This is a genomic window from Brevibacterium gallinarum (assembly GCF_014836885.1).
GTDB lineage: Bacteria > Actinomycetota > Actinomycetes > Actinomycetales > Brevibacteriaceae > Brevibacterium > Brevibacterium gallinarum.
Map to the genome: position 1 here is coordinate 292,234 of NZ_JACSPY010000001.1, position 12,576 is coordinate 304,809.

Consider the following 12,576-nt stretch of genomic DNA (forward strand, 5'->3'; position numbering starts at 1 on the left):
GGCCCTCCTGATCGACTGCGACACCCGCACCGGTGCCGCACACCCGCTCCCGAGGCGGTGGCTGAGACCCAGCCACCGCCTCGGGAGCGGTCGTTGAGCTGGCTGTCATCGACATACTCGACATGGGGAGACGAAAGTCGTAGAAGCTCTACGAAAGGCCAATGGTGGACCTGGTTGGGACGTGCCAATGTTGAAGGCAGGGCGTAGTTGCACACGGCCCGAACCACAATTATGAAAAATCGAAGAGGAAATGTTATGAAGGCACAGGCAAGGTCGGTCGTATCGTTAATGCTCGCGGTGACGTTTCTAGCCGGTGGCTCCAGCATTGCTGAAGCAGCGCCAAGCGCAAAATCTCTTGAGGAGGAAGCGTCGACGTCCCGTCTTCAAAGCCAATATACGGATGAAGAGATTTTGCAGTTGCTCTTCGATGGCACGGGCCGCGTGGCGGAGGAGAATCCAGATCTGCTCGAACGATTGAACTTCTCGGAAGAGCGACCGGAGACGAACAAGGAGCTTCTCGACGAGGTCATCGGAAAGTACCTTGACTACCATAAAGATTTCAAGTCAGAGGTTCTCGATCCGCTGACCTCGGGTGATCCACTGAAGGTTGAAGAGGCCTTAGTGACTCTCACTGATACGTATTTTGAAATGCTTGAGGCTGAGTACGGTGTGACTGCTCTGTCGGCTGAAGCTCAGGACGGATGTGGGGCAGGTGCAAAGGTCTGTGTAATCGCCTATGGTGCGGCCTTCGTGAATGTAGCCGTGTATGCAAATGCTGCTGTTGCAACTATGGCAGTCGTCGCACTCGCTGTGGTTCCGTCTGCCGTGTCTTACCTGATGGCTCCGGATGCGGCGGATGGCGAACTTGTGAAAACTGAGCTGATCGCGAATTTGACGCGTGCTTTGGCTGCATGAGGCGAAGCTTCGAATTATGTACGGAAGAGCGATCGTAGGTATGGGAGTATTGATGGTGGGAACACTAGTGTTCCTGGCGTCAATCTTTTACTCACTGCCGAGCAATGTTGTTTCTGACCGTGGTAAAGTAAATCCGCTCCGCGCCCTAAGTGTTGATCTCGCTCCGCAGGGTTGGGCGTTCTTTACCAAACCGCCTTCCGAGCCAGATCTATTCTTCTACGATTCGACAAGTCTAGAATCGCTTATGATTACTCCTCAAGGGCGTAGCGACAATCTTTTTGGGCTCAGTCGTACGCAGAGGGCCCAGGGTCCTGAAGGGGCAAATATGCTCCTGCGCCTTACGGATGAAGATTGGCATCAATGCGAGACCGGTGACAAGCTCGAAACATGTATTAAAACAATGGAGTCAATTAAGAAGAAGGTGCACAAGGTAGATAATCGGGCACCAATAAAGACTCTATGTGGTGAGGTGATAGTGGTCCAGGCGGCACCAACGGCTTGGTCCTACCGGGATCTTACACCTGAAACTCATACACCGCTGCACGTTGTGAAGCTGAGCGTGAAGTGTTGAATAGTATTACGTCAGTACTTTCTTATACAGACAGGGCGATATCTGCGACTCCTGCCGGCTCTCGAAAGATCGCGCTAGCCCGAACACTGATCGCTTCCGGGCAGTTGTCTGTCCTATTATTCACAGACTGGCACGCGCTCTTTGTGCCGACGGGCGGCGGGTCCTTTGGTCCATCTTGTAATGGAGTGGGCAGAGTAGGCGCCTATTGCATGATGTACGATTCAGTGGGCCTAGTTTTTCCCTCTGTGGTGATGATAGTAGGCTTGGTTATCGTATTGAGTGGATTCTTTCCGAGGTATACGGGAATTCTCCATGCATGGGTAACGCTATCGATCTCTCCTGCAACTAGTTTGCCTGACGGTGGCGAGGCAGTGTCTCAGATTGTTGTTGTCATCCTTGCCGTAGTCCTGTTGTCTGATGGTCGTTTGAATCATTGGCATGCCACAACTTCCAGTGGGTCTCCGTTGCTTCCGGTGACATGGGCTGCGAGTCACCTGCTGCGCTTTCAGCTAATCTGGGTGTATTTGAATGCTGCTATATCGAAGACGTCGGTGCCCGAGTGGAAGGATGGGACTGCAGTATATTTCATCACGTTGGATCCCATGTTTGGTACATCGGGGCCGTTCGGTCCAATCTTTGATTGGCTAGTAAATATTCCTGTGTTTTCTCTTTTGATGACGTGGGGGGCTATAGTTATCGAGGTTGCGATAGCGTTGCTCTTGCTCGGCTCCGCCCGGTGGCGGCCGGCGGCGTTCTGGTTGGCTGTCCTTCTCCATGGAATGTTTATCGCCATGATTGGGTTGTGGTCGTTTGCTTTTGTAATGATCGGCGCTGTGCTCGCGGCAACAGGACCTACATTGAAGCTCTACGATATCGCCTTTTGGAATTGGTTTGATGAGCGAGGCTCCAACTCGCTGTCTAATATGGAAGCGGTGCGAGGGTGAATCGAATACGTGTGTATGTGAAGACGCACTGGATGAATGGGTGGTTCATCCGAATGTTTGCCTCCCCGGTAGTGTGTGTGAATGACAGGCAGCTTCCGGCAAGTTTCAGCGAACCGACTGTAGTTTCTGTTGAAGACCATGCCCTGAGAATTGGTGCAGGTATCCGCTACTTCTCTCGCGGTCCGGTATTGGGGTGTGAGCCTGAGCTCTTTCGTGTGGATGAGTCGTTGAATGAGGTCAACGTGGTACTCAAGAACGGCTTCTGGAACCATTCCCCATTCAGAATCGTTTCTGCCGGGTGATTCGCGGCTACGTTTCGCTGCGGATGCGCCGGACGATCGTGTTGGTGAAACCCCGCCCCTGTACGACTCACGGTCGTACCGCGCCCGGTTTTACGTGACAGGACTCCTGGTCATCAACTGGATGCTGCCGGTGACTATGAGCTGACCGGCAGCCTCGCCGCCGACCTGACTCGCGCGCTTGCTCGGCCAACTCTGATGCCGCATCGGGCCGGTTGTCGCGGCGTCGATCCAGAGAGCCCCTCCCAGCGCGTAGGCGAAGAGGCATGCTCACCTGTCAGGACGTCCTTGATCTCAGGAGGCATGCTCACCTGTCAGGACGTCCTTGATCTCAGGGGTTCGGAAGCAACGATGGCATCCGCGCCGGCCACCCCCTCGAATGAGGTTGCACCCCACGATGGTCCTGGCGGTTACAGTGGGCACATGGACACTCGCATCGCCGTCATCACCGGCGCCGGGAGCGGCATCGGCCGCGCGGTCGCCCGTACGCTCATCGCCCGCGGCTGGCACGTTGCCGCCCTCGGCCGCCGTCGCGACCGGCTGGAGGAGACCCTCAACGGTGCCCCCGGCTGCCTGGCCATCGAAGCCGATATCGCCGCTCCCGAGGCGGTGCGCGCGGCCTTCGCGCAGGTTGCCGAGACCTATGGCCGCCTCAATGTGCTCTTCAACAACGCCGGCATGTTCGGCCCGGCTGATGATGTCGGCGCTGCCGACTGGGATGAGGTCGCTCAGACGATCGACGTCAACGCAACCGGAGCGTTCTACTGCGCCAGTGCTGCCTTCGACCTCATGCGCGAACACGGCGGGCGGATCATCAACAACGGCTCGATCTCAGCGCAGGTGCCGCGCCCGCACTCGGCGGCCTATGCGATGAGCAAGCATGCGGTGGCCGGGCTGACGAAGGCGATCATCATCGACGGCCGGCCGCACCGGATCACCGCCACCCAGATCGACATCGGCAACGCCGCCACCGAGATCCTCACCGCCATCGGCACCGGTGGGGGGAGCCCTCCAGCCCGATGGATCGAGGCGTGCTGAACCGAGCTTCGATCCAGAGATCGCCGGGAAGATGATCGCCGATATCGCCGAGCTGCCGCTGGAAGCGACGGTCGATCAGCTGACGCTGACCGCCTCGGGCATGCCGTTCCCCGGCCGCGGCTGAGCATTCCGCCGCGCCGCAGTCACCGTCACCGCAGCAGCCCACAGCCCACCTGTGGGCAGGGCGATCACAGCGCAGGTCAGCAAGATGGTCGCTGCCGTCATCGGCCAGGTCGGGCCGGGGCCGTCGAGGGTGGAGACCGGCAGGCCGAGCATCGAGCCGAAGACGAACAGATAGGCCATGAGCGCTGCGAAAAGCGCGAGCGCGAGCCCGCCGAGAGCAAGCGGAGCGAAGGTCATGAGTGTGCGTCTGCGGGTCATGGTCATGGCAGCTCCTTGGGATGGCACCGGGGATTCAGCTGAGTCCGGTGCCGAGCCTACCGGCCCAGGCTGGGAATGCGATCCGATGAGACGGTCGCTCACAGCCGTGGGTCGATGGGCGCGGATTCGAGAGCGAGCACACCGAACACCGGGGCATGCACACGGTGCAGCGGCTCACCTGCTGTGAACCGCTCGAGGGCTTCCAGACCGAGGGCGTACTCGCGCAGCGCCAGCAGCTGCTTGTGCTTGAGGCTGCGCGAGCGCAGCTTCTCCAGCCGCTCCTCAGAGCAGTAGTCCGGGCCGTAAATCATCCGCAGGTACTCGCGGCCGCGGATCTTGAGGCCTGGCTGCAGGCCCCCGTCACGCCGGCCGCCACCGGCTGCCGCATTGGCAAGCGGCTTGACGACGATGCCCTCACCGCCTGCCTCCGTCAGCTCCTCCCACCATGTCGTCGCCTCGGCGACAGCCTGTGCATCAGCCGGGTCGAGGATCCTGCGGGCAGTCGGTGAGAACACGGTGTCATCAGCAGCGACAAGAGCGTCGGCCATCCTCAGATGCCAGTCATGCGGCCGGTGGTGATGTGTCTGCCCGGCCGTCGCGAGGACCTGGAAGGCCGCGAAGCGCACCTGCCCGGCATCGCCGATATAGCGCTCGAAAGCCTGCTGGAACAGCGTGATCTCCGCCTGCTGACGGGCAGGCACATGCGCTGCCGGGACGTCGATGCCGCGGGCTGCCGCCGCCTGCAGCGCAGCATCCGTCAGCGCAGTGGCCTGCAGGCCGGCAGCCGCCGTGGGAGCGTAGATGCTGTCGATGAGCTCAGCGGCCTTGACGTTCCACGGCAGCATCTCACCGTCAAGCAGCACCCAGTCGGATTCGAGCTCGGCGAACAGCCCAGCCGTCTCGGCTGCCGCGGCCATCCGGGCCAGCAGCCGGCCGCCATCGTCGGCGGGGAAGAACGCACGCCCGGTGCGGGTATAGGCATACGAGCCCACCGCCTCGGGCCCGGTGCCGGAGCCCTCCCGGCTGCCAGGCCGGCGCAGCATGACGACGGCCCGCGAACCCATGTGCTTCTCCTCGCAGATGACCGCCTCGGTGCGCCCTGCGTAGTAGTCGAAAGCGGTGCCGGGGTGCTCCAGATACCCCGGCTCGCGGCTCGTGGGCGCCGGCGCCATCGTCGGCGGCAGATACGGCAGCAGCTGCGGGGCCAGGGCGAAGCGGCTCAACGTCTCCAATGCCGCTGCGGCGCGCTCCTCGGGGACCGCCACCCGTCCCATCCGCGCGGTCTCGACCCCGCCGATGCCCAGCACATCGGTGATCCGCAGCTCGTCATGTTCCCTGTCTGACGCCTCGGGCGCGGTCAACGGGCGGGCCGGTTCGCACCACTGGCGTTCGGCCGGCACCTGCACGGTCTCCAGCTCCGGGTAGCGCAGCGCTGAGAGCGCCCCGCCGAACACACAGCCGGTGTCGAGACACAGCGTGTTGTTCACCCACGTCAGGCGCGCAGTCGGGACGTGACCGTAGACCACCCGGGCGGCGCCGCGATACTCGGCAGCCCAGTCGAGGCGCACCGGCAGGCCGTGCTCGTCGACCTCGCCGGTGGTGTCGCCGTAGAGCGCGAACTGCCGCACCCGGCCTGAGGCACGGTTGTGGTACTCCTCCTTCAGCCCGGCATGGGCGACGACGAGCCTGCCGTCATCGAGGACGAGATGGGCGACGAGCCCATCGGCGAAGTCACGGACCGCGGCACGGAACTCGGCCGGCTCGGCTTCAAGCTGGTCCATCGTCTCGGCCAGCCCGTGGCTGCGGGTGACGTTGCGGCCGTCGAGGGCGCGCACGAGCTTGGCCTCGTGGTTGCCCGGCACGCACAGCGCATGACCGGCCGCGACCATGCCTATGACCAGACGCAGCATTCCGGCGCTGTCGGGCCCGCGGTCGACGAGGTCGCCGACGAACACCGCAGTGCGTCCCTCCGGGTGGACGGCATCCGTGCCTGAGGTAGAGAGCTGGTAGCCGAGTTCGCGCAGCAGGGTGCGCAGCTCGCTGATACAGCCGTGGACATCGCCGATGATGTCGAAGGGGCCGTGCAGGTGCCGCTGGTCCGAGCGCAGCGGCCGGCGCTCGATGCGCGCTGCGGCGATCTCCTCCGGTGAGGAGAGCACCGTGACCCCGCGGAACTTCTCGCGGCCGATCCGCTTGAGCCCGGAGCGCAGGCTGCGATGCTGACGCTCGATCACTTCGGGGCCGAATGGCCGGTCGGTGCGCGCTGCGTGCCGCTCCTGGGCCACCGGCAGCGGCACATCGAGCACGATCGCCGTGGGGAGTGTGTCGTTGTCGCGGGCGAGCTGCACGAGCGCTGCCCGGTCGCGCGGGTGCAGGGAGGTGGCGTCGACGACGGTGAGCAGGCCTGCTTCCAGGCGGCGGGTGACGATGTCGGTCAGCAGGTCGAACGCTGCGGCGGTGGCCGACTGGTCGTTCGGGTCGTTGGACACGATGCCGCGGCAGGTGTCGGAGGAGACGACCTCATAGGGCCCGAAATGGGTCGCGGCGAACGTCGACTTGCCGGATCCGGAGATGCCGACGAGGACGACGAGGCTGGGGTCGGGGATCGAGATCGTCGTCATGCGGCCGGCTCCATGGCGGTGACGGGCTCCTCGGCAGTGAAGGTGCGGGAGAACACCGCGATCTGCGTCGGCTGGCCGTGCACGGGATCAGCATCGCCGATCCCGTCGATGTCGACGACGTAGCCGTAGCGTGAGCAGACGGCTGCCGCCCACGAGGCGAACTCGGTGCGGGAGAACTCGAACCGGTGATCAGGGTGGCGGAACTGCCCGCCGGCCAGCCCCGGATAGCAGGCGTTGTACTCGCGGTTGGGAGTGGTGACGATGGCGTGGGAGGGTGCGGCGTGGCCGAACAGGCTCGCCTCAACTGCCGGCAGCCGGCTCGGGTCGATGTGCTCGATGACCTCCATGAGCACGGCGACGTCGGCCTCGGCGATGCGCTCGTCGATGTAGGTGATCGAGGACTGGATGAGCTCCAGCCGTGCGGCCTGCCGTTCGGGCATCCGGTCGATGTTGAGCGCCCGCTCGGCGCGGCTGAGCTCACCTGCGGAGACATCGGTGCCGATGACGGAGGCGATCCGCGGATTGCCCAGCAGCGGTGCCAGCAGCGCACCGGCCCCGCAGCCGATGTCGACGACGCTGCGTGGGCGCAGCGCGGTGATCTCCGCCAAGACACGCTCACGGCGCAGCTCGCGCAGCGCCTGCCGGGACGCGCCGCCCGCCTCGGCGCCGGGATCGGACGCAGCAGCCGCCTCGGCGCCGGGATCGGCCGGCACACTGTCCAGCCGCTGCTCGGCGGCACGGACATAGCGGCGCTGCTGGGCGAGGTAGCGGTGCAAGATCGTCTCGCGCTGCGGGTGGGCGGCCAGCCATGTGCCGGCCCGGTCGAGCAGCTTGTCGATCTCGGACTCATCGACCCAGTAGTGCTTGCCGCCGTCGAGAACGGGGATGAGGACGTAGAGCTCATTCAGCAGCGCCTGCACGGTGGCCCGCCCGTGCAGGTGCAGATTGGGTGCCAGGCCCTCCGGTCCCGAGGCGGTGGTGACCTCCCAGCCGAGCGGCGCGAACACCTCGGTGGCGGCCTGCGGGGTCGTCTGCACGGCAGCGACCTGGGCTTCGAGACGGAACTCGGTGGCAGCGAGGTCGGGGCGGCTGGCGAGGGTACCGGCCATGGCGGTGGAGAAGACGCTGCGCAGGGCGACGGCGAGCAGGGAGGACGCCGCCCAGGGGCGGTCATTGATGTAGCCGGAGAGGTGGAAGGAATCGCGCCGGAACTGCCCGAGCTTCGCCAGCTTGCCGGTGTCGACGTCGACCCACAGTGCGGCCTGGCAGACGTCGTCGTCGGCGCGGGGGTAGAAGACCTGTGCGGTGCCGAAGCTCAGCTGTGCGGTGTGTACGCGATCAGGGTGCTTGTGCAGGATGAAACCGAGGTCGCGGGCGGGGATCCCGGGTTCGCCGTGCAGCGTGAGCGAGAGGAACATGGGCCGATTGTACTGGTCAGTACTGTGCCCGGCTCCACGAGGCGGAACCGGGCACAGTGTGGGGATCGGGGGACGGCGTAGAGATCGGGGGCGTGAGGGTCAGTCTTCGTCGGGAGCTTCGGCCTCGCGGCGGCGAGCACGACCGGCCACGAGCTTGGCGACGATGGCCACGGCAGCCAAACCTGCGAGACCGCCGACGACGGCTCCGGCGAGGGTGCCGCTGGGGTCATCCGTGCCGAGCATCGGAGAGACGGAGACCAGCGGCGAACCGGTCAGCATATGGAAGGCGAGAACACCGATCCAGGCCGCGGTGATGAGGGCAGCGATGGTCCAGTAGGTCCAGCGGCGGCCACGGTTGGCGCGGTCGAACAGCTCCCAGTAGCTCACGCCGTGCTTGCTGCAGTACCACGAGATGGTCTGTCCGCCGGCGGCAGCGGCGAAGATCGGCAGGGCGGAGAAGAACCCGCGCCACCGGCGGCCAGGAGCAGAGCTGCGGCGAAGCAGGCGTAGGTGGCGACCTGCATGCCGACGACGCTGCCGCGGAGCATGATCATCGCTTCGCGCTCGTCGCCGAAGGACGGGTCGTTGAAGCCGGCGATGGCGTCGGCGCGCGGGGTGGGAGAGGTCTGGTGGGTTTGCATGGCGATTCCTTTCAGCGGGTCTGTCGGGGTATGGGGGTGGGCGCTCAGCCGGCAGTGGCCGGGGCATCGTCGAGCGAGAAGAGCGCTTCGACGGTGGTGTCCAGTGCACGGGCTGCTCTGAGGGCGAGATAGACGCTGGGGGAGTAGTCGCCACGCTCGATCGCGATGATCGTCTGCCGCGAGACTCCCACCTCGGCGGCCAGCTGCGCCTGCGGTCCCGAGGCGGTTCCTGGCACCGCCTTCAGGCAGGCTCCGATACGCTGAGGCGAACCTGTTGCACGACCCCGAAAGCTCCCTGATGATCACAGCCCTCCTTTTCACCGGCGCGCTCATCGCCATCTGGGCGCTGTTCGCCCGTGCCCTCGGGCGCTGGAGGCTCATGGGCCCTCTTGCCATGGCGATCGGTGGAGCAGTAGCCGGCGTCGTCATCGGCGATCGCGTCGGATTCGCGCTCTTCCTCAACTCCAATGCGGCTGAGCGGATCGCCGAACTCGTCCTCGCACTGCTGCTCTTCGTTGATGCCACCGAGGTGCGGATCGGAGCGATGAAAGCCGTGCGCGGCCCGGTGCTGCGACTGCTCTTCATTGCGCTGCCGGTCAGCCTGTTCCTCGCCTGGATGTTCGCCTCGGTGCTGCTGCCTGAACTCAGCCTGGCGGTGACCTTGGCGCTTGCCTGCGTCATCGTCCCCGTCGACTTCTCACCGGTGACCTCGATCGTCAAGGACACCGCCATCCCGCAGCGGTTGCGCCACATCCTCAACCTCGAAAGCGGTTACAACGACGGCATCATCACCCCGCTGTTCCTCTTCGCGCTCGCCTTGGCCGGGGATGCGAAGCACGGTGGCCCGGACGCTGCTCTCGGGCAGGCGATCCCCGCCTTCCTCATCGCAGTCGCCACCGGGCTGGCCGTCGGGTTCACCTACGGCATGCTGAGCAATCTGGCTGACCGCCGGTCGTGCTTCAGTGCCCAGTCGATGCGCATCGGACTTGTCGCAGTCCCGCTGCTGACGTACGCGCTGGCGGTGAGTGTGCACGGCAACGGCTTCGTCGCCGCGTTCGTCGCAGGCACCGTCTTCCGGATGGTGCGTCGCACCCGAGAGCTGCACGAGGAGCTCTCTCTTGCCGAGGACATCAGCATCATCAACAACATGGTGCTGTGGTTCGTCCTCGGTGCCAGCGTCATCTTCATCGGCCAGGTGCTCGGCAATGTCTGGCCGGTGCTGCTCCTTGTGATCTTGGCGCTGACGGTCATCCGCATCGTGCCGGTGCTGGCGGGTCTGCTCGGCTCCCAGCTCGCTGGCCGGGAACGGCTTCTCATCGCCCTGCTCGGTCCGCGCGGCACCGCCTCTGTGGTCTTCGGTCTGCTGGCGTTCAACGCGATCCCCGACCCCGACAGTGCAGCGATCGTCATCGCTGTCACCGTCTTCCTCCTCGGCGGCAGCGTGCTGCTCCACGGCATCGGCACACAGCCGGTGGTCACCCGCCTGACAGCGGGGATGCGGCGGTGAGCCTCTGCGACGCGGTGGGTGTCCTCTCTCGGAAGCATGATGAAACGGATCCCGCTTCTCGTCGCCGTCGCGACCCCGTTGCTTGCTGCGCGGCTCATGAGCGCAGCCGTGGTCCCAGCCATGACCGCTCCCCACGCTGACGCACCGGTGTCCAACGCAACCGCCGCAGGAAAATGCGAGACAGGCGACTTCTGTGTCGATACGAGCACGAACGACAAAGGAGATTGGTTCGGAACGGAATGGCCTGGCCTGACTTGAGCTGCTGGTTCGTCTCGGTTCAGTGCTCGACTTATCGAAAAGTGCACGGCAAAGACCGTTCCTGGCGTAACCGGTGCGGTAAGCACGAGAAGAAGGGCAGCTCGTAAAGAACCCCATGGGCGAGAATACATGCCGAAGTGCCTCTCAGATGTGGTGTTGGCGGTGGGAACCCTATTCACCGCCAGCGGTAGCGGCACTGCTGCTGACAGGGATGCCGGTTCACGCTCGTGGTGCCCGATGAGCTCGTACCGGCCGGGATCGTCCCGGGCGGGGTTGTGGGAGCGGCGGCGAACGTCCATCGCCTCAGAACGCTGGTGCAGAACGCTGAGCGCCGACCTCTGCCGGGTGTCCGTTCCCGAGGCCGGGGTCGCCTTCATGCTCGGTTCTGGCCTTGGCGTGGGGCTGGCTGCTGCAGCAGCATTTCCCCAGGTGAGAGTGCGATGTCAGTGCCTCAGCGTAGCGTATGGGGTATGAAGAGGACACGTCGTGGAGAACCGCTCGATGCCATGGACATCGAGGGGCTCATCGTGGCGTTTTCCCAAGCTCCGACGCTCGTTGACGATGCCGAGGCCTTCGAGCGGATGAACCAGGCCGAGCGACTCAAGGCCGCGATCACCGCCTATCAGGTGCGGGAGACCGATGCTGCGATCGACCGCCGTTTCGTCACCGAGAAGGCCGCCGGCGTTCCTGCCCATCGCCGCTGTCGTGGGTTCGGAGCCGAGATCGCCCTCGCCCGGCAGGAATCTCCCTCCCGGGGAAGCCGGTTCGCGAAATTCGCCCAGGTGCTCATGCGCGAAATGCCGTGCACGTTCCGCGCGCTGGAAGCAGGAGAGATCTCCGAGGAGAAGGCGCGAGCTGTCTTCCGGGAGATTGCGTGGCTGCCCTCGCATCTGCGCCACTCGATCGATGCTCAGCTCCAGGAGCTCTTCACCGGCACCGGCCTCAAACGCCTGGCTGGCGAAGCCCGCCGCCTGGCACAGCACGCGGATCCCGCAGCCACCGTCGAACATATGGAATACGAGGAGAAGCAGCGGCACATCTCCGTCCGCCCGGCACCAGGGAACATGGCGTACCTGACCGCCTTCGTTCCGATGCCGCAAGCTGTGGCAGCGTATGCGGCCCTTCAGAAGGCTGCCTCGGTGATGGTCGGCACGGGCGAATCAGGTGAGCGCACTGGAGCGCAGATGGCCGCCGACCTCTTCATCACCCGCCTGACCGGTCAGGAAGCCGCGACCGACATCTCCGTCGAGATCCAGCTCATCATGACCGACGAGGCTCTCATCAGCGACGGCACGATTCCCGCCTGGCTGCCCGGCCATGGCCCCCTCCCTGCAGCCTTCACGCGCCGGCTGCTGCAGAACAGTTCGGGAGCGGTCTACCTGCGCCGTCTCTTCACCCAGCCGGAAACCGGTCAGCTGGTGGCGATGGACTCCAAGCGCCGGACTTTCAACGACGGGCTGCGGCGGATGGTCATCTGCCGCGACGATGTCTGCCGGTCGCCGTGGTGTGATGCACCGATCCGCCATATCGACCATGCGATGCCGCATGCCGCCGGTGGCGCGACGAGCTGGGCGAACGCTTCAGGACTGTGCGCAGCCTGCAATTACGCCAAGGAGAACCCCGGCTGGCGGCATACAGCCACCCCAGATGCGCTGACGGTGCGCACCCCGTCGGGCCAGGAGTACACGAGTCGGACCATCCCGATCACGTCGCCTGCGAAATCTCCGGTGGCCAAGGACCCGGAGACCACCGCATCACAGGCCAGGGGAGAGAAGCGCGGCCGCGATGGCCGTCATCGCGACGGGCCGCGCACCAAGGTCCCGGCCGGCGACGACGCCAGCACCGACGCCAGCACCGACGCCAGTACCGGTGTCGGTGGGGGAGAGGGAGAGACGATCGCCGAGCTGAGCATCATCGAGTCCTCCATGCTCAACCTCATCATCGACCTGCCGGCAGCCTGACAGGCCGGCGCGGAACCACAAA

The 12,576-nt window shown here is 64.6% G+C and carries 12 protein-coding genes; 6 read left to right on the forward strand and 6 right to left on the reverse strand.

Features of this window, described 5'->3' with window-relative positions; genetic code table 11:
• Window positions 1-255: 255 nt before the first annotated feature.
• From H9634_RS01520 to H9634_RS01535, 4 genes are all read left to right on the forward strand, one after another.
• Window positions 256-915: a hypothetical protein gene (locus H9634_RS01520; RefSeq protein WP_191725055.1), complete on the forward strand. Its 660-nt coding sequence runs from the start codon at window positions 256-258 to the stop codon at window positions 913-915.
• A gap of 52 nt (window positions 916-967) precedes the next feature.
• A complete protein-coding gene (locus H9634_RS14965; RefSeq protein ID WP_225210494.1) occupies window positions 968-1,486 on the forward strand; it encodes an SdpA family antimicrobial peptide system protein in 519 nt (172 codons plus the stop codon).
• Window positions 1,480-2,430, forward strand: a complete 951-nt coding sequence (locus H9634_RS01530; RefSeq protein ID WP_191725057.1) for a sporulation-delaying protein SdpB family protein — start codon at window positions 1,480-1,482, stop codon at window positions 2,428-2,430. Before H9634_RS14965 ends, H9634_RS01530 begins: the two co-directional genes overlap by 7 nt.
• 722 nt (window positions 2,431-3,152) lie before the next feature.
• Complete coding sequence (locus H9634_RS01535) at window positions 3,153-3,767, forward strand: SDR family oxidoreductase (protein WP_318244964.1); 615 nt, start codon at window positions 3,153-3,155, stop codon at window positions 3,765-3,767.
• Between the two features lie 75 nt (window positions 3,768-3,842).
• On the opposite strand, the gene H9634_RS01540 is transcribed toward H9634_RS01535, so the two are convergent.
• From H9634_RS01540 to H9634_RS01565, 6 genes are all read right to left on the reverse strand, one after another.
• Complete coding sequence (locus H9634_RS01540; protein WP_191725058.1) at window positions 3,843-4,154, reverse strand: hypothetical protein; 312 nt, start codon at window positions 4,152-4,154, stop codon at window positions 3,843-3,845.
• Window positions 4,155-4,246: 92 nt separating this feature from the next.
• Window positions 4,247-6,769, reverse strand: coding sequence for a polynucleotide kinase-phosphatase (locus H9634_RS01545; protein ID WP_191725059.1), 2,523 nt, complete (start codon window positions 6,767-6,769; stop codon window positions 4,247-4,249).
• Complete coding sequence (locus tag H9634_RS01550) at window positions 6,766-8,187, reverse strand: 3' terminal RNA ribose 2'-O-methyltransferase Hen1 (protein ID WP_191725060.1); 1,422 nt, start codon at window positions 8,185-8,187, stop codon at window positions 6,766-6,768. Before H9634_RS01550 ends, H9634_RS01545 begins: the two co-directional genes overlap by 4 nt.
• 99 nt (window positions 8,188-8,286) lie before the next feature.
• Window positions 8,287-8,574, reverse strand: coding sequence for a hypothetical protein (locus H9634_RS01555; protein WP_191725061.1), 288 nt, complete (start codon window positions 8,572-8,574; stop codon window positions 8,287-8,289).
• Window positions 8,571-8,828: a hypothetical protein gene (locus tag H9634_RS01560; protein ID WP_191725062.1), complete on the reverse strand. Its 258-nt coding sequence runs from the start codon at window positions 8,826-8,828 to the stop codon at window positions 8,571-8,573. Before H9634_RS01560 ends, H9634_RS01555 begins: the two co-directional genes overlap by 4 nt.
• A gap of 44 nt (window positions 8,829-8,872) precedes the next feature.
• Window positions 8,873-9,064: a helix-turn-helix transcriptional regulator gene (locus H9634_RS01565; protein WP_318244965.1), complete on the reverse strand. Its 192-nt coding sequence runs from the start codon at window positions 9,062-9,064 to the stop codon at window positions 8,873-8,875.
• 62 nt (window positions 9,065-9,126) lie between these two features.
• On the opposite strand from H9634_RS01565, the gene H9634_RS01570 reads away from it, so the two are divergent.
• The gene (locus H9634_RS01570; RefSeq protein WP_191725063.1) at window positions 9,127-10,335 is read left to right on the forward strand and encodes a cation:proton antiporter; all 1,209 of its coding nucleotides are present in this window, start codon (window positions 9,127-9,129) and stop codon (window positions 10,333-10,335) included.
• 728 nt (window positions 10,336-11,063) lie between these two features.
• Window positions 11,064-12,554: an HNH endonuclease gene (locus H9634_RS01575; RefSeq protein WP_191725064.1), complete on the forward strand. Its 1,491-nt coding sequence runs from the start codon at window positions 11,064-11,066 to the stop codon at window positions 12,552-12,554.
• The last annotated feature ends 22 nt before the right edge of the window (window positions 12,555-12,576 follow it).